This window comes from Thermus thalpophilus (assembly GCF_022760915.1).
Lineage (GTDB): Bacteria > Deinococcota > Deinococci > Deinococcales > Thermaceae > Thermus > Thermus thalpophilus.
On the sequence record NZ_JAKTNS010000002.1, the window covers coordinates 92210 to 106342 of the forward strand.

A 14133-nucleotide genomic window follows, 5' to 3' on the forward strand; every position below is an offset into this window, starting at 1 on the left:
GAGCCTTGGCCTCCTTCCCTCAGGATTTTCACAGGAAGCCTTTAGCCTGAGGGCGGAGGTGAGGGATATGCGGAAGCTCCTTTTGGCGGTCCTGGGTTTGGGGGCAGCCTTGGCCCAGCAGCTTAGCCCCCAGGGCATCCTCATCAACCCGGTGCCCACGGATCTGGCGGTGAAGGTCTGGGTGGACAAGGACCCAGCCAAGCGCGGGAATGCCGTTTATCAGGTGGGCGAGCCCATCTACATCTACGTGAACGTCAACCAAGACGCTTACGTTTACCTCTTCAACATCAACGCCGACGGCAGGATTGACCCCATCCTGCCCAACGCTTACGAGCGGGACAACTTCCTGAGGGCGGGGGAGACCCGGCGCTTCCCTTCGGAAGGGGCCCGCTACCGCTACACCGTGACGGGCCCCGAGGGGGAGGACCGCATCCTGGCGGTGGCGAGCCGCAGGCCCCTTTCCCTGCAGGAGATTTTGGACGTGGAGGGGAACCGGGTTAAGGTCCAGGGGGCGGAGGGCTTGGCGCGGGCCCTTTCCATCGTCATTGAGCCCATCCCCGCCCGGGACTGGGTCACGGACGTGGCCCGCTATTACGTGGGCCGGGTGAGCGCGCCCCCCACCACCCCGGCCACGGCCACCCTGGCGGTGGACTCGAGGCCCCAAGGGGCCGAGGTCTACCTGGATGGGCGCTTCCAAGGGCGCACGCCCCTTTCCCTTTCCGTGAACCCGGGGCGGCAGGAGGTGGAGGTGCGGCTACCCGGCTTTCAGCCCTACCGGGTGGCGGTGAACCCCAGGCCCGGGGAGAGGGTGCAAATCTTCGCCCAGCTCGTGCCCGAGCCCCGGCAGGGCACCTTGGCGGTCTCCTCCACCCCCTCGGGAGCGGAGGTCTACGTGGGGGGAAGCCTGCGGGGCCGCACCCCCTTGAGCCTCGCCTTGCCCGAGGGGCGGTACGAGGTGGAGCTCAGGCTTTCCGGCTATGAGCCTTACCGCGCCCGGGTGGAGGTGCGCCGGGGGGAGACCACGCGGCTGGAGGTGCGCCTGAACCCCATTCGCACCGGCACCCTGTTCCTGGAGTCCAGCCCCGCGGGGGCCGAGGTGTACCTGAACGGGCAGCTTAAGGGGCGCACCCCCTTGCGGCTTGCCCTGGAGGAGGGGACCTACCGGGTGGAGCTCAGGCTTCCCGGCTACGAGCCCTACACCGCAAGCCTGCGGGTGGAGCGGGGCCGGGAGACGCGGCTTGCCGCGAGCCTCGTTCCCATCCGCACCGGGGAGCTTTGGCTGGAGGTGAGGCCCCAAGGGGCCGAGGTCTACGTGGATGGCCGCCTGGCGGGGCGGGGCTCCGTGCGCCTTAGCCTCGAGGCCGGCCTGCACGAGGTGCGGGTGGTGGCCCCTGGGTACGCGGAGTACCGGGCCCAGGTGGAGGTGCGCCCTGGGGAAAGCCTGAGGCTTTCCGTGGAGCTCGTGCCCCTGCGGGCGGTCTTGGAGCTTTACCTCAACGTGGAGGCCCGGGTCTTCCTGGACGGGGAAGAGGTGGGGGTGGCCCGGGGTGGCTACCTGCGCCTGGAGGTGCCCTTCGGCGAGCACGAGCTCACCTTGGTGGCCAAGGGCTACCGCACCTTAGTGCAGCCCCTCCGGGTAGGGGGCAACCAGGTCCTCCGCCTGGAGCTTAGGCCCCTTTAGGCCAAGGGGACCCCGGCCCTAAGGGCCGGGGTTTTCCCTGCGCCAGGCCAGGTAGGAGAAGACCACCAGGTACCCGCTTCCCAAGAGGAGCCCCAAAAGCCACAGCCAAACCCCAAGGCCCCCCAAGAAGGCGGCGGCCCAGGCAAGAAGCCCCAAGAGGGCGAAGACGAGGCCCGCCCGCCGGTGGGTCTTCCGCCACACCAGGGGGCTTTCCAGGGTCCAAGGGGTGCGCACCCCGGCCAGGTAGTTGGGGGGGAGCTTGGGCAGGAGGAGGCCGAGGGTCAAAAAGAGGAGGCCCGCCGCCAAGAGGATGGCCTGCTCGACGGGAAAAGGGTTTCCCCGCGCCCTTTGCCAGGTGGCGTAGAGGATGGCCCCTTGCAGGAGGAAGGAGGACCAAACCACCCCCGCCGTGAGCCAGGGCCAGATGGGGGGCGCCTTTCCCCGCATCTTGGGGTTCCACCGGGGCGCCCAGGCCAAAAGGGGGTAAAGGAGGAAGGTGAGGACCAGGGGCAAGAGGAAGATCTCCAGACGGCTTCCGTAGCGGTCCACCTCCCCCTGGAGGTTCCAGTGGGCGGGGATCCTTTCCGGCAGGTGGAGGTAGGCGTAAAGGGTGAGGCTCCAGGTGAGGAGAAGCCCCAAGGGGGCGAGGAGGCGCTCCACGCCCCAAGCCTATACCATGGGGGCATGGAGGCCATCGTCCTGGGGGGCGGGGAGGAGGCTTGGGCCAGGAAGTACGGGGTGCGGAGCAAGGCTTTGGTGCCCTACCGGGGGAGGCCCTTGGCGGAGTGGGTCCTCGAGGCCCTGGCCCAGGCGGGGCTTTCCGCCCTCTACGTGGGGGAAAACCCCGGGCTGACCCCTTCGCCCCGTTTGACGCTTCCCGACCGGGGAACCCTTCTGGATAACCTGGAAGCGGCCTTGGCCCACGTGGAAGGCCGGGTCCTGGTGGCCACCGCCGACATCCCCCACCTGACCCCGGAGGCGGTGCGGTTCGTCCTGGAAAGGGCCCCGGAGGCGGCCTTGGTCTACCCCATCGTGCCCAAGGAGGCGGTGGAGGCCCGCTTTCCCAACACCAAGCGCACCTACGCCCGGCTCAAGGAAGGGACCTTCACCGGGGGAAACCTCCTCCTCCTGGACAAGGCCCTCTTCTTCCAGGCCCTGCCCCTGGCCAAACAGGTGGTGGCCCTGCGCAAAAGGCCCCTGGCCCTGGCCCGCCTGGTGGGGCTGGACATCCTCCTCAAGCTTCTCTTGGGGCGGCTTTCCCTGGCCGAGGTGGAGGCCCGGGCCCGCCGCATCCTGGGGGTGGAGGCCCGGGCCCTCCTCACCCCCTACCCCGAGGTGGGGGTGGACGTGGACCGGGAGGAGGAGCTGGTAAGCTAAACCCATGCGCACGGTGAAGGAGCTACGCCTGGCGGGGCTTTTCGCCTACCTGGCGGCCTTGGTGCTGGGCCTACTTTTCTCCTACCTCCTCCACGTCCTCTTGGGGGAGGGGGGCCGGCTTGGTTGGGGAAGCTTTAACCTGCCGGGGCTTTTAGAGGGCCTGGGGTTTGTCCTCGCCTTTACCTTCGCCCTTTACCTGGCCAAGAAGGCGGTGCGGGTGCCCTGCACCACCTTGCTCACCGCCGGGCTTTTCGGCCCCACCCCGGCCCGCCGCCTGGCCCGGCCCCTGCCCCGGGTGGAGGGCCTCGAGGCCTATGAAGGCCGGGGGGCGGCCCTCTTGCTCCAGGAGGGGCGGCCCGTGGGCCTCTTGGGCCTTTCCGACCGCATCCTGCCCTTGGAGGAGGTGCCGAGCGTGGAGGCGGAGGTGGCCGTGAGCGAACTCGCCCCCTTGTTTTTCCAAAGCCCTTTGGTTTTGGTGGTGCGGGGCGAGGAGGTCCTGGGGGCCATCCCACGGGAGGCCTTTTTCCGCCACCTGGGTTTTTGAGCTTGACAAAGGGGCTCCTGCCCTAAAATAGGGGGGAGCGGTTGCTCAGGAGGTGAAGGATGCCGCACGTGATCTGTGAGCCCTGCATCGGAGTCAAGGACCAGTCCTGCGTGGAGGTGTGCCCCGTGGAGTGCATCTACGACGGGGGCGACCAGTTCTACATCCACCCCGAGGAGTGCATTGACTGCGGGGCCTGTGTGCCCGCCTGCCCCGTGAACGCCATCTTCCCCGAGGAGGACGTTCCCGAGCAGTGGAAGTCCTACATTGAGAAGAACCGGAAGCTGGCGGGGCTAGAGTAAACCCCTTTCAGGGGCCGGCCCCGAGCTCGCGCACGTACCAGCTCAGGGCCGGCCCCCCATCCTTCACGTGGCGGAAGCCCTGGGCCCGGAAGAAGGCGATGGCGCGGGGGTTGTTGCCGTAGACCACGGCGTAAAGCCGCGCCACCCCGGCCAGGTGGTCCACCAGGTGGGCCAGGGCCCGCCGCCCCAGGCCAAGGCCCTGGCGGTCTTCCCGGATGAGGAGGAGGCTCAAGGTGGCGTCCTCCGCCTCGGGGTAGTGGAGCTTGTAGTCCACATAACCCACGGCCTCCGCCTCCTGGAAGAGCAGGAAGGCGCGGCGGCGGGGGTCTTTTTCCAAGGTGGCGAGGTCGCGGGCCACGTCCTCGAGGGTGGGCATCTCCATCCCGATCAAGGCGAAGTACCCGGGGCTTTGCTGATAGACGCGGTGGAGAAGAGGGGCGTCCTCCGGGGCCGCCGGGCGGAAGGCGAGGCTTAGGGTCCGCATCCCCCCCATGCTACCCCGCTCCGCCTAAGGGGCGTGTGAAAGAAAACCGCCCCGGGCAACCCGGGGCGGCCCTTTGCCCTTTTTACCTGCGGGCCGGCTCCACCACGGTGACGTTCACCGCCTGGGGGCCCTTGCCGTTCTTGCCCGGCTCCACGTCAAAGGTGACGATGTCGCCCTCGTTCAGGGTGCGGAACCCCTTGGCGTTGATGGCGCTGAAGTGGACGAACACATCCGTGTCCCCCTCGCGCTCAATGAAGCCGTAGCCCTTCTCCGCGTTGAACCACTTGACCCGACCCTTCTGCATACCGCTCCTTCGCTTCCGGGCCCTTGCCGGGCCCGTATCCGGGGCCTTAGGGGTTGCTTTAGACCCAAGGGGCCACCCTGAAGCGACCCGGAATACCTCACTTTACCACAGACCGGGCTACTTGCGGAAGAACCCCTTAAGCCGTTCCCAAAACCCCTCGGGGGCCACCTCCTCCCCCACCTCCTCGGCGTAGGCCCTAAGGAGCTTTTGCGCCTTGGGGGAAAGCCTTTTGGGGACGGCGAGTTCCACCACCACCCTTAGCGCCCCCCGTCCCCGGCCCCCGGGGTGGGGGAGGCCTTCACCCGGTAGCTCAAACACCTCCCCGTGCCCCGTGCCCGGGGGGATTTCCAGGGGGATGGGGCCGGAAAGCCCCGGCACCTCCACCCGGGCGCCCAAGGCCGCCTGGGCCAGGCCCAGGCGCAGGCGGTAGACCAGGTCCACCCCTTGGCGCTCCAGGTGGGGATGGGGGCGCACCCGCAGGCGCACGTAGAGGTCCCCCGGCCCCCCGGGGCCCAGGTTGCCGTAGCCGGGAACCCGGAGAAGGTGCCCCTCGTCTATGCCCGGCGGGATGCGCACGGTGAGCCTTTCCTCCCGGGGGATGCGCCCCCGTCCCCGGCAGGTGGGGCAGGCCTCCGCCAGGAGGTGGCCTTGGCCCTTGCAGTGGGGGCAGGTGGAGCGGGTTACGAACCCGCCGAAGAGGCCCTGGCGGACGCTTTCCACCACGCCCCGCCCCCCACAGGTGGGGCAGGCCACCCGCCTCCCCCCCTGGCCCCCGCAGGCCTCGCAGGGCACGAGCCGGGCGTAGACCACCTCCGCCTCCTTGCCCAGGAGGAGGTCTTGGAGCTCCACCTCCACTTCCGCCTCCAGGTCCTCCCCCCTGGGGGCGGCTCGGGGGGAGCGGAAGCCGAAGACCTGGGCGAAGAGGTCAAAGAGGTCCTCCGCCGAGAACTCCGTTTGTCCCAAAAGGCCTCGGTCGTACTGGGCCCGCTTCTCGGGGTCCGAGAGGACGGCGTAGGCCTCGTTGATCTCCTTAAAGCGCTCCTCCGCCGCCTTGTCCCCGGGGTTGCGGTCGGGGTGGTACTGCAGGGCGAGCTTGCGGTAGGCCCGTTTAATTTCCTCCTGGGTGGCCTCGCGGCCCACCCCCAGGATGGCGTAGTAGTCCTTCATCCACTTAGCACTTTACAGGGAGGGCGCCCTTCTGCTAAAGTGCCAGGCAATGAGGCTCCTGCGAGCTATCCGGTAGGGGGCCCCTTCCTTCGGGAAGGGCCCCCCCGGTTTGGCCGCGGGGGCCTCGCTTTATCTAGGAGGAAGCCCATGTTGCTCCTGACCCCCGGACCCACCCCCATTCCCGAACGCGTGCAAAAGGCCCTCTTGCGCCCCATGCGGGGGCACCTGGACCCCGAGGTCTTGGCGGTGAACCGGGCCATCCAAGATCGGCTCTTGAGGCTCTTTGACCCCGGGGAAGGGGCGCTGGTGGCCGCTTTGGCCGGCTCGGGGAGCCTGGGCATGGAGGCGGGCCTGGCCAACCTGGACCAAGGCCCGGTGCTCGTCCTGGTGAACGGGGCCTTTTCCGCCCGGGTGGCGGAGATGGCGGCCCTGCACGGCCTGGACCCTGTGGTCTTGGAGTTCCCCCCGGGGGAGGCGGTGGACCCCGAGCGGGTGGCCCAGGCCCTAAAGCGGCGCCGCTTCCGCATGGTGGCCCTGGTGCACGGGGAGACCTCCACCGGGGTCCTGAACCCGGCGGAGGCTATCGGGGCCCTGGCCAAGGAGGCCGGGGCCCTTTTCTTTGTGGACGCCGTGACCACCTTGGGGATGCTTCCCTTTTCCATGCGGGCCCTGGGGGCCGACTACGCCTTCACGGGAAGCCAGAAGTGCCTTTCGGCACCCCCTGGGCTAGCCCCGGTGGCGGTTTCGGCGGAGGCCAGGAAGGCCTTTTCCGCCAAGCGGGGATGGTACCTGGACCTCACCCGGGTGGCGGAGCACTGGGAGCGGGGGGGGTACCACCACACCACTCCTGTCCTTCTCCACTACGCCCTCCTCGAGGCCCTGGACCTGGCCCTGGAGGAGGGCGTGGAGGCGAGGGAAAAGAGGGCGCGGGAGGTCTACGCCTGGCTTCTGGAGGAGCTAAAGGCCCGGGGCTTTAGCCCCTATCCCAAGGAAAGCCCCTTGCCCACGGTCTTGGTGGTCCGCCCCCCCGAGGGGGTGGAGGCGGACCGCCTGGTCAAGGCGCTGTACGCCCAAGGGGTAGCGGTGGCGGGGGGGATCGGCCCCACCCGGGGAGAGGTCCTGCGGCTCGGCCTCATGGGGGAAGGGGCCCGGAAGGAGCTTTACCAGGCTTTCCTGGAGGCCTTGGACCGGGTCTTGGCCCTAGCGTAGGAAGAAGTAGGCGTAGACCAGGGCCAGGGCCATGCGGTAGAGGGCGAAGGGGCGGAAACCATAGCGCTCCACGAAGCCGAGGGCCCAGCGCACGGTGAGGAGGGCGGTGAGGAGGGCCGAAAGGAAGCCCAGGAGGAGAAGGCCATACCCCCCCTCGGGCACCGCCTGGGCGCTTTTGAAGAGGTCGTAGCCCACCGCCGCCAGCATGGTGGGAAGGGCCAGGAGGAAGCTGAACTCCGCTGCCCCTTTGCGGGAAAGCCCCAACAAGAGCCCCCCCAGGATGGTGGCCCCGCTTCGGCTCGTGCCTGGGAAAAGGGCGGCGAGGCCCTGGAAGACGCCGATGAGGGCCACCCGCCCCAAGGGGAGCTCGGTGGCGTCCTGGAAGCGGGCCCTTTCCGCCAGGCGGTCGGCGAAGAGGAGGACGAGGCCCACGAAGAAGAGGAAAAAGACCACCACGTCGTCCCGCCCCAGGACCACCCCCTTGATGAAGGGATAGAGGAGGAAGCCCATGGCCGCCGTGGGCAGGAAGGCCACCCCAACGCGCCACCAAAGGGCCCGGTCCACCAGGAAGCGCCTCCCGTAAAGGAGGAGGATGGCCAGGATGGCCCCGAGCTGGATGGCGATGAGGAAGGTCTTCAAAAAGGCGTCGCTTTCCACCGGCAGGCCCAGGAGATGGAAAAGTAGCGTCAGGTGGCCGGTGGAGGAGACGGGCAGGAACTCCGTGAGCCCCTCCACCACCCCCAAGAGAAGGGCTTCCCAAGCGCTCATGCGGCCCATGCTACCATGGGGGCGTGGAGGTGTCCGTCCTCATCCCCGCCGCCGGGAGGGGCGAGCGGCTCGGCCTGGGGCCCAAGGCCTTCTTGGAGGTGGGGGGAAAGACCCTCCTGGAGTGGGCCTTGGGCCCCTTCGCCCAGGCGGCGGAGGTCCTGGTGGCTCTGCCCCCGGGGGTGGAGGCGCCCAAAGGCCTCAGGGCCACGTTTCTGCCGGGTGGAGCCACCCGCCAGGCCTCCGTGGCCCGGCTTTTGGAGGCGGCAAGCCTTCCCTTGGTCCTGGTGCACGACGTGGCCCGGCCCTTCGTGAGCCGGGGCTTAGTGGAAAGGGTCCTAAAGGCCACCCAGGCCACGGGGGCCGCGGTGCCGGTTTTGCCCGTGCCCGACACCCTGGTGCGGCCGGAAGGGGAGGGCTACGGGGAGGTGGTGCCCCGGGAGGCCCTCCGCCTGGTGCAGACCCCCCAGGGGTTCTTCACCGCCCTTCTGCGGGAGGCCCACGCCCACGCCCGGAAGCGGGGGCTTTCCGCCACGGACGACGCCCAGCTGGTGCGGGCTTTGGGCTACCCCGTGGCCTTGGTGGAAGGGGAACGCACGGCCTTTAAGATCACCTATCCGGAGGACCTCCTCCTGGCGGAGGCCCTGGCGCGGGCATGGAACGGCTAGCGGTGGCCAAGGTCAACCTGGGCCTTTCCCTTTTGGGGAGGCGGCCCGATGGGTACCACGAGCTCCACACCCTCTTCGCCGCCCTCACCTTTGGGGACCGCCTCTATCTGGAGCCCATCCCCGAGGGGATTGAGTTCAGGGGCCGCTACGGCAAGCGGAACCTCGCCTACCGGGCGGCGGCTTTGTACCTGGAGGTGGCGGGCTTTCCGGGAGGAGTGCGGATCGTGCTGGAAAAGGCCTTGCCCGAGGGGGCGGGCCTGGGTGGGGGAAGCTCGGACGCCGCCCAGGTGCTTTTGGGCCTGAAGGAGCTCTACCCAGCGGAGGTGGACCTCTTTGCCCTGGCCCTTTCTTTGGGAGCGGACGTGCCCTTTTTCCTCCGGGGCGGGGGAGCGGAGGCGCGGGGGATTGGGGAGAAGCTTCGCCCCGTGGCCCTTCCTCCCCTGCCCGTGGTGGTCTTCGCCCCCGGCTTGCGCCTTCCCACCCCCCGGGTCTACGGGGAGGTGAAGCCCCACGACTTCGCCCCGGAGCTTCCCGTGGAGGAGATCCTGGCGGCTTTGGCGAAGGGGGAGGAGCCCCCCTATTGGAACAGCCTCGAGGGCCCCGCTTTCCGCCTCTATCCGGAGCTTAAGGAGGTGAAGGCCCGCCTGAAGGCCTTGGGGCTCAAGGGGGTGCTCATGTCGGGGTCGGGGAGCGCCTTCTTCGGCCTGGCGGAAAGCGAAGGCCAGGCCAAGGAGGCGGTGGCCGTCTTGCGGCACCAGGGGTTCGCCCGTTTTGGGGTTTTAGGAGGTGGCCATGTCTCCACTTGAGGAGGTGCTCGCCGCCCTCCCCGGGGCTCTAGGGGCCCTGAAGACCCTTCCCATCCGCTGGGACGAGGAGCGGTTTCTCTTTTGGCTCAAGCAGGACTACCCTTTCGTGGAGGCCCTTTACCACTACCAGGTGGGGCTTCTCCTGGAAGCCCCGCAACCCCACCGCCCCCCTTTGGTTCAGGCCCTCATGGCCACCGTGGAGGAGCTGGACTGGCTCCTTTCCCAGGGGGCGGACCCCAAGGAGCCCGTTCACCCGGTGCGCCGGGAGTACGTGGCCCTCTTGCAGGAGATGGCCGGGCTCCCTTACCCCTACCGCCTCGTCCTCTTCTACTTCCTAAACCGCCTTTTCCTCGAGGCCTGGAACGCCCACGTGGAAGGGGAAGGCCCCTGGCAGGAGCTCGCCGAGCACTGGTCGGCCCCGGAGTTCCAGGCGGTGCTCTACGACCTGGAAGTCATGGCCCAGGGCCAGCTTGCCGGCCTGGACCCGGGCCTTCTCCACCACTACTTGGGGCGCATCCTGGAGATGGAAAAGAAGACCTGGAGCCTCCTCCTCTAGTTGAGCTCCTCGCCCCAGGCCTCCTCAAAGAGGCGCTTAGCCTCCTGGACGGAAATCTCCAGGGTCTGGGAAACCTCTTCGGCCAGGAGGTAGATGGCCCGCCTCAGGGCCTGGCGGTCCAGGTCGGCGAGGCCCCGCTCCAGCTCCCAGGCCCGAAGCTGCCCCGCCATCTGGGCGATGCGGTAGGGGTTCCCGTCCGCCAGGATCTCGCTCGTCTTCCGGTGCCTCGCCGCCCACTGCTTGGGCAGGGGCATGCGCCCGTTTTTCAGGAGGTCCAGGATGACGGGAACCTCGTCCGGGCTTAAGGCCTTGCGCATCCCCACGCTATGGGGGGCTTCCACGGGTACGTAGGCCTTGGAGCGGGAGCCGGGGAAATCCACCTGGTAGTAGGCCCGGCTTACGCCGCTAACGCTCCTTTGGGCTATGCCCGCCACCACACCGACCCCATAAGGGGGTAGGACCACCTTGTCGCCGGGACGAAACTCTTTCACGGCGCGACTCCTTTCCGGAGCACCAAAAGGAGGTGCTCCATGTAGGCCTCCACCTCTAGCTGGGGGGTACACCCTAAGGCCGCAAGGACGGCGGCGGTGGCCTTAGGGGAAAGTTCGGGCCGCACGGCCCCTTCCGCCTGGCCGCTTCGCACCAGCTCCTCCAGGAGATCCAGGTAGTGCTGGTGCAGGCCCTTCAGCCAAGGGGTGGGGTCCTCCATGGCCTCCCGGGCCACGGCGGCCCAAAGGCCCCGCCACTCCTCTATCCAGGCCAGGCGCTTGCGCAAGAGGGCCTCCAGGCGCACAAAAAAGGGCGCCCGCAGGCGCACCACCTCCTCCACCTCCCGGTAGAAGGCCCAGGTCCTTTCCTCCACCAAGGAGCGCAGGAGGTCCTTCTTGTCGCGGAAGTAGAGGTAGATGGTGCCCTTGCCCACCTCCGCTCTCCGGGCCACCTCCTCCATCTTCAGCCCGGAAAGCCCCATCTCCCGGAGGATTTCCAAGGTGGCCTCGAGGATGGCCCGCTTCTTGTCCTTGGAAATCGCCCCCGGGGGGGATACCATCGCGGCCACGTCCTTGAGTCTACCACACCGCCCTTTTCCTTTCATGAGGAAGGCGCTACCCTAAAGGGCAAGGAGGCAGGGTATGCGTCAGGGCTTTTTCGCCTTGCTCACCGCGGACCCCTTGCGGGGGGCCTTGCGCCCTGTGGAGGAGAGGCTTTTGGCGGAGGCCCGGGGGGAGGCGCTCTTCCTCGTGCCTTACCCTTTGCGGGACCTGGCGGAGGCCTGGCGCCTGGCCTACCGCCACCTGGGGCTTAGGCGGGGGAAGGTGGTCTACCTGAGGCGAAGGGAGGAGGCCTTTGACCCCGAGGTGGCGCATAAGGTGGCGGAAAGCCCCTTGGTGCTGTTGGCCGCCGAGGGTCTCCCGGAGTTTTTGGACCTCATCCGGGGAAGCCTCCTCCTTCAGGCCCTCCTGGAGGTGTACCGCCAAGGCGGGGGCGTGGTGGCCTTGGGGGAGGCGGCGGGGATACTGGGGGAGGCCGCCTTCTACTCCCTGGAGGGAGAGGTGCGGGCGGCCTTGGGCTTAGCCCTTCTCCGGGGCCTCGCCCTTTTGCCGCGGGTGGAGGAGCGGGGGCGGTTTTTGGCCCTTTCCCGCCTGGTGGCGGATAACCCCGACCTGGTGGGCCTGGGGCTTTTGGAAAACACCGCCTTGCGCCTCCTCAAGGGCCTAGGGGAGGTCTGGGCGGGCGGAGTGACCCTGGTGGACGCCGGGGGGGCGGAGTTCACCGCCAGGGGGGTGAAGGGGCTTAAGGTGGACGTGCTTTCGGCGGGGGAGCGCTTCCCCTTGCCCGCCCTTTAGCCTTACCATGGCCCCATGCCCTCGGGGCGCGTGCACGAGGCCATCAACCTGACCTTTTTGGGGACCGGGGCCTTCGCCTACCTGGCCCAAGGGGGCTCCCCCGAGGAGCCTCGGGCCCTGGCCTTCGCCTTGGCCTATTTGGCCGGCACCTACCTGCTCTCCCCCGACCTGGATCTGGCGGAAAAGGGGGTGCGCTCCGGGCGGCGCTGGGGGGTCTTGGGCTTCCTTTGGCGCCCTTACGGGTGGCTTTTCCGCCACCGGGGGCTTTCCCACACCTGGGTCCTGGGACCCTTGACCCGGCTCGCCTACCTGGGTGGGGTGGCGTGGGCCTTGGCCTCCCTGGCCCAGGCCCTTTTGGCCCATCTGGGGGCACCCCTGGACCTTAGACCCCCTTCCTGGCCCAAGGAGGCCCTTTGGTGGGGGCTTTTGGGTTACTACCTTTCCCAGTGGCTTCACCTGGTGGCGGACGGCATCTGGCCCGACCACGACCTCAAGCGGCTGCGACGGCCAAGGTAAGGCGGTGCACATACCGAGCCGGGGCAGGGTAGAGAATGGGGATATGGGCAAACGGGTTCTTCTGGTTTTGGGGGCGCTCCTTGGTTTGGCCTGGGCCGTGCAACCGGGGGAGCGCGTCCCCGATTTCGCCCTTTTGGACCCCAAGGGCAACCTGGTTACCCCCGCCACCATGAAAAAGCCCGCGGTCTTGGTGTTTTGGGCCAGCTGGTGCCCGGTGTGCCGGGCGGAGTTCCCGGGCCTCCACAAGGTGGCGGAGGAAACCGGGGTGCCCTTTTACGTCATCAGCCGCGAGCCCAAAGACACCAAGGAGGTGGTCCTGGCCTACATGAAGGCCTACCCCCGCTTCATCCCCCTCCTGGCCTCGGACCGGGACAAACCCCACGAGGTGGCCAACCGCTTCAAGGTTTTGGGCCAGCCCTGGACCTTCGTGCTGGACGGGGAGGGGAAGGTGGTGGCCCTCTTCGCCGGGCGGGCCGGGCGGGAGGCCTTGCTAGACGCCCTCCTCCTCGCCGGGGTGGAGGTGCCATAGCTCCGCCCGCCGCGCCTCTTCCTCTGGTGTGAGGCGGAGGAGGAAGTCCGCCTCTAAGGCCCTCGAGTCCCCCCACTCCACCAAGACGAGCCTCGCCCCTTCCCGGGCCGCCTCCAGCTGGGGGAGGAGGGCGGTGGGGTCCTTCAGGCGGTAGAGGTCGGCGTGGACCAGGAGGCCTTGGGGCGTGGGGTAGGTGTGGATCAAGGTGTAGGTGGGGCTCGTCACCCGGCCCCGAAAGCCCATGGCCTCCGCCAGGAAGCGGACGAAGGTGGTCTTGCCCGCCCCCAAGGGGCCCTCGAGGACCACCAGGGCCCCCTCGGGGAGGAGGGGAAGGGCCTCTAGGGCCAGGGCCTGGGTGTCTTCCAGGCTTCGGAGCTCGCGGGCGAGGAGAAGGGTTCCCATACGAAGAAAAGGCCCCGAAGGGCCTCTTTGGTGCCGGGAGCGGGACTTGAACCCGCACGCCCTTGCGGGCACCACCCCCTCAAGATGGCGTGTCTACCAGTTCCACCATCCCGGCAGGGCGCGCCTCACGCGCAAGGCTCAGTTTAGCAGAACCCCTTGCCTTGTCAAGGTTGGCGCTTTTGGGACATTTGTCCCTATATCCCTTGGGTAGATTACCCCTGAAACGCCCTTGCGAAGGGGTGGGCGTGGGCGCAGCCGGCTCCCCTTATGGAAGCGCCGGTGGCCCCTGATGGAACCCCAGGCGGCGCGCCCGTAGCCTAAGGCCCCAAGGCCGGAGGTGGCATGCGGAGACGCAACCGTTGGGTACGTACCCTCTTTTGGGGCTCGGTTTTGGGGATTTTCGCCCTCTTGGGGGTGATTTTCTCGGGGGTGGCGGTGGGGGCTTTTGAGCAGCGCACCTTCCCCGTGGAGCAACCCATTCCCTTCAGCCACGCCTTTCACGCCGGGGGGCTTGGGCTTTCCTGCCGCTACTGCCACGCTGCGGTGGAGCACGCCCCTTACGCTGGCCTCCCCCCGACGGAAACCTGCATGACCTGCCACACCTACGTGAAGCCCGATAGCCCCAACCTGGCCCTGGTGCGGGAAAGCTGGGAAACGGGGAAGCCCATAGAGTGGAACCGGGTCATCAACCTCCCCGACTTCGTCTACTTCAACCACGCCGCCCACGTGGCCAAGGGGGTGGGGTGCGCCGAGTGCCACGGGCGGGTGGACCAGATGGCCGTGGTCTACCAGCCCCAGGCCTTCACCATGAAGTTCTGCCTCTCCTGCCACCGCAACCCTGAGGCCCATCTGAGGCCCAAGGAGCAGGTCTTCAACATGGCCTACACCCCCGACCCCGAGCTCGGCAAGAAGCTCAAGGAGGTGTACGGGATCCGTTCCCCCGAGGCCCTGACAAGCTGCAACACCTGCCACCGCTAGGAGG

At 68.2% G+C, this 14133-nt stretch carries 20 protein-coding genes and 1 tRNA gene; 12 read left to right on the forward strand and 9 right to left on the reverse strand.

The annotated features are described in order from the left end of the window. Positions 1–67: 67 nt before the first annotated feature. A complete protein-coding gene (locus L0D17_RS01475) occupies positions 68–1681 on the forward strand; it encodes a PEGA domain-containing protein (protein ID WP_243093644.1) in 1614 nt (537 codons plus the stop codon). Between the two features lie 18 nt (positions 1682–1699). Here L0D17_RS01475 and L0D17_RS01480 read toward each other — a convergent pair whose 3' ends face one another. Then, complete coding sequence (locus L0D17_RS01480; RefSeq protein ID WP_243093645.1) at positions 1700–2341, reverse strand: DUF1648 domain-containing protein; 642 nt, start codon at positions 2339–2341, stop codon at positions 1700–1702. 24 nt (positions 2342–2365) lie between these two features. On the opposite strand from L0D17_RS01480, the gene L0D17_RS01485 reads away from it, so the two are divergent. From L0D17_RS01485 to L0D17_RS01495, 3 genes are read left to right on the forward strand one after another with little or no spacing between them, the layout of a single operon-like run. After that, positions 2366–3058, forward strand: coding sequence for an NTP transferase domain-containing protein (locus L0D17_RS01485; protein ID WP_039457801.1), 693 nt, complete (start codon positions 2366–2368; stop codon positions 3056–3058). Positions 3059–3062: 4 nt separating this feature from the next. Beyond that, positions 3063–3602: a hypothetical protein gene (locus tag L0D17_RS01490; RefSeq protein WP_243093646.1), complete on the forward strand. Its 540-nt coding sequence runs from the start codon at positions 3063–3065 to the stop codon at positions 3600–3602. Between the two features lie 59 nt (positions 3603–3661). Next, the gene (locus L0D17_RS01495; RefSeq protein ID WP_003043460.1) at positions 3662–3901 is read left to right on the forward strand and encodes a ferredoxin; all 240 of its coding nucleotides are present in this window, start codon (positions 3662–3664) and stop codon (positions 3899–3901) included. A 7-nt stretch (positions 3902–3908) separates the two neighbouring features. Here L0D17_RS01495 and L0D17_RS01500 read toward each other — a convergent pair whose 3' ends face one another. The 3 genes from L0D17_RS01500 to L0D17_RS01510 all read right to left on the reverse strand — a co-directional run bounded on the left by L0D17_RS01500 (position 3909) and on the right by L0D17_RS01510 (position 5856). Further along, the gene (locus L0D17_RS01500; RefSeq protein ID WP_243093647.1) at positions 3909–4394 is read right to left on the reverse strand and encodes a GNAT family N-acetyltransferase; all 486 of its coding nucleotides are present in this window, start codon (positions 4392–4394) and stop codon (positions 3909–3911) included. Positions 4395–4467: 73 nt separating this feature from the next. Then, entirely contained in the window at positions 4468–4689 is a 222-nt protein-coding gene (locus tag L0D17_RS01505; RefSeq protein WP_014516375.1) for a cold-shock protein, read from the reverse strand. Positions 4690–4806: 117 nt separating this feature from the next. Then, on the reverse strand, positions 4807–5856 hold the full coding sequence (locus tag L0D17_RS01510) for a DnaJ C-terminal domain-containing protein (protein WP_243093648.1): 1050 nt from the start codon (positions 5854–5856) through the stop codon (positions 4807–4809). Between the two features lie 147 nt (positions 5857–6003). On the opposite strand from L0D17_RS01510, the gene L0D17_RS01515 reads away from it, so the two are divergent. After that, positions 6004–7065, forward strand: coding sequence for an aminotransferase class V-fold PLP-dependent enzyme (locus L0D17_RS01515; protein WP_243093649.1), 1062 nt, complete (start codon positions 6004–6006; stop codon positions 7063–7065). Here L0D17_RS01515 and L0D17_RS01520 read toward each other — a convergent pair. Beyond that, positions 7057–7833, reverse strand: a complete 777-nt coding sequence (locus tag L0D17_RS01520; protein ID WP_479729394.1) for an undecaprenyl-diphosphate phosphatase — start codon at positions 7831–7833, stop codon at positions 7057–7059. The two genes, L0D17_RS01515 and L0D17_RS01520, sit on opposite strands and share 9 nt — an antisense overlap. A 23-nt stretch (positions 7834–7856) precedes the next feature. On the opposite strand from L0D17_RS01520, the gene ispD reads away from it, so the two are divergent. The 3 genes from ispD to L0D17_RS01535 are packed head-to-tail and all read left to right on the forward strand — an operon-like array spanning position 7857 to position 9860. Beyond that, positions 7857–8498, forward strand: coding sequence for a 2-C-methyl-D-erythritol 4-phosphate cytidylyltransferase (gene ispD, locus L0D17_RS01525; protein WP_039457774.1), 642 nt, complete (start codon positions 7857–7859; stop codon positions 8496–8498). Beyond that, complete coding sequence (ispE, locus tag L0D17_RS01530; protein ID WP_039457771.1) at positions 8486–9304, forward strand: 4-(cytidine 5'-diphospho)-2-C-methyl-D-erythritol kinase; 819 nt, start codon at positions 8486–8488, stop codon at positions 9302–9304. Before ispD ends, ispE begins: the two co-directional genes overlap by 13 nt. Continuing rightward, positions 9291–9860: a TenA family protein gene (locus L0D17_RS01535; RefSeq protein WP_039457768.1), complete on the forward strand. Its 570-nt coding sequence runs from the start codon at positions 9291–9293 to the stop codon at positions 9858–9860. Before ispE ends, L0D17_RS01535 begins: the two co-directional genes overlap by 14 nt. On the opposite strand, the gene L0D17_RS01540 is transcribed toward L0D17_RS01535, so the two are convergent. Both L0D17_RS01540 and L0D17_RS01545 read right to left on the reverse strand, forming a co-directional pair. Further along, the gene (locus tag L0D17_RS01540; RefSeq protein WP_234508502.1) at positions 9857–10351 is read right to left on the reverse strand and encodes a CarD family transcriptional regulator; all 495 of its coding nucleotides are present in this window, start codon (positions 10349–10351) and stop codon (positions 9857–9859) included. The two genes, L0D17_RS01535 and L0D17_RS01540, sit on opposite strands and share 4 nt — an antisense overlap. Continuing rightward, a complete protein-coding gene (locus tag L0D17_RS01545; RefSeq protein WP_039457764.1) occupies positions 10348–10908 on the reverse strand; it encodes a TetR/AcrR family transcriptional regulator in 561 nt (186 codons plus the stop codon). The genes L0D17_RS01540 and L0D17_RS01545 overlap by 4 nt, the downstream gene beginning before the upstream one ends. Positions 10909–10990: 82 nt before the next feature. Between L0D17_RS01545 and L0D17_RS01550 the strand changes: the two genes are divergently transcribed. Genes L0D17_RS01550 through L0D17_RS01560 form a run of 3 tightly spaced genes read left to right on the forward strand, consistent with a single transcriptional unit; the run spans position 10991 to position 12749 of the window. After that, positions 10991–11704, forward strand: coding sequence for a type 1 glutamine amidotransferase family protein (locus tag L0D17_RS01550; protein ID WP_039457761.1), 714 nt, complete (start codon positions 10991–10993; stop codon positions 11702–11704). Between the two features lie 15 nt (positions 11705–11719). Beyond that, on the forward strand, positions 11720–12220 hold the full coding sequence (locus L0D17_RS01555; RefSeq protein ID WP_039457758.1) for a metal-binding protein: 501 nt from the start codon (positions 11720–11722) through the stop codon (positions 12218–12220). A gap of 43 nt (positions 12221–12263) precedes the next feature. After that, a complete protein-coding gene (locus tag L0D17_RS01560; RefSeq protein WP_039457756.1) occupies positions 12264–12749 on the forward strand; it encodes a TlpA family protein disulfide reductase in 486 nt (161 codons plus the stop codon). Here L0D17_RS01560 and tsaE read toward each other — a convergent pair. After that, a complete protein-coding gene (gene tsaE, locus L0D17_RS01565) occupies positions 12711–13151 on the reverse strand; it encodes a tRNA (adenosine(37)-N6)-threonylcarbamoyltransferase complex ATPase subunit type 1 TsaE (protein WP_243093651.1) in 441 nt (146 codons plus the stop codon). The two genes, L0D17_RS01560 and tsaE, sit on opposite strands and share 39 nt — an antisense overlap. A 28-nt stretch (positions 13152–13179) precedes the next feature. Then, positions 13180–13266, reverse strand: a tRNA-Leu gene (locus L0D17_RS01570). A 227-nt stretch (positions 13267–13493) separates the two neighbouring features. Between L0D17_RS01570 and L0D17_RS01575 the strand changes: the two genes are divergently transcribed. Then, the gene (locus L0D17_RS01575; RefSeq protein ID WP_039457742.1) at positions 13494–14129 is read left to right on the forward strand and encodes a cytochrome c3 family protein; all 636 of its coding nucleotides are present in this window, start codon (positions 13494–13496) and stop codon (positions 14127–14129) included. The last annotated feature ends 4 nt before the right edge of the window (positions 14130–14133 follow it).

What these genes read in the sequence shown, in the direction of transcription:
- L0D17_RS01475 (WP_243093644.1), top strand. Translation starts at nt 68, where the DNA reads ATGCGGAAGCTCCTTTTGGCGGTCCTGGGTTTGGGGGCAGCCTTGGCC.
- L0D17_RS01485 (WP_039457801.1), top strand. Translation starts at nt 2,366, where the DNA reads ATGGAGGCCATCGTCCTGGGGGGCGGGGAGGAGGCTTGGGCCAGGAAG.
- L0D17_RS01490 (WP_243093646.1), top strand. Translation starts at nt 3,063, where the DNA reads ATGCGCACGGTGAAGGAGCTACGCCTGGCGGGGCTTTTCGCCTACCTG.
- L0D17_RS01495 (WP_003043460.1), top strand. Translation starts at nt 3,662, where the DNA reads ATGCCGCACGTGATCTGTGAGCCCTGCATCGGAGTCAAGGACCAGTCC.
- L0D17_RS01500 (WP_243093647.1), bottom strand. Translation starts at nt 4,394, where the DNA reads ATGGGGGGGATGCGGACCCTAAGCCTCGCCTTCCGCCCGGCGGCCCCG.
- L0D17_RS01505 (WP_014516375.1), bottom strand. Translation starts at nt 4,689, where the DNA reads ATGCAGAAGGGTCGGGTCAAGTGGTTCAACGCGGAGAAGGGCTACGGC.
- L0D17_RS01510 (WP_243093648.1), bottom strand. Translation starts at nt 5,856, where the DNA reads ATGAAGGACTACTACGCCATCCTGGGGGTGGGCCGCGAGGCCACCCAG.
- L0D17_RS01515 (WP_243093649.1), top strand. Translation starts at nt 6,004, where the DNA reads ATGTTGCTCCTGACCCCCGGACCCACCCCCATTCCCGAACGCGTGCAA.
- L0D17_RS01520 (WP_479729394.1), bottom strand. Translation starts at nt 7,833, where the DNA reads ATGAGCGCTTGGGAAGCCCTTCTCTTGGGGGTGGTGGAGGGGCTCACG.
- ispE (WP_039457771.1), top strand. Translation starts at nt 8,486, where the DNA reads ATGGAACGGCTAGCGGTGGCCAAGGTCAACCTGGGCCTTTCCCTTTTG.
- L0D17_RS01535 (WP_039457768.1), top strand. Translation starts at nt 9,291, where the DNA reads ATGTCTCCACTTGAGGAGGTGCTCGCCGCCCTCCCCGGGGCTCTAGGG.
- L0D17_RS01545 (WP_039457764.1), bottom strand. Translation starts at nt 10,908, where the DNA reads ATGGTATCCCCCCCGGGGGCGATTTCCAAGGACAAGAAGCGGGCCATC.
- L0D17_RS01550 (WP_039457761.1), top strand. Translation starts at nt 10,991, where the DNA reads ATGCGTCAGGGCTTTTTCGCCTTGCTCACCGCGGACCCCTTGCGGGGG.
- L0D17_RS01555 (WP_039457758.1), top strand. Translation starts at nt 11,720, where the DNA reads ATGCCCTCGGGGCGCGTGCACGAGGCCATCAACCTGACCTTTTTGGGG.
- L0D17_RS01560 (WP_039457756.1), top strand. Translation starts at nt 12,264, where the DNA reads ATGGGCAAACGGGTTCTTCTGGTTTTGGGGGCGCTCCTTGGTTTGGCC.
- tsaE (WP_243093651.1), bottom strand. Translation starts at nt 13,151, where the DNA reads ATGGGAACCCTTCTCCTCGCCCGCGAGCTCCGAAGCCTGGAAGACACC.
- L0D17_RS01575 (WP_039457742.1), top strand. Translation starts at nt 13,494, where the DNA reads ATGCGGAGACGCAACCGTTGGGTACGTACCCTCTTTTGGGGCTCGGTT.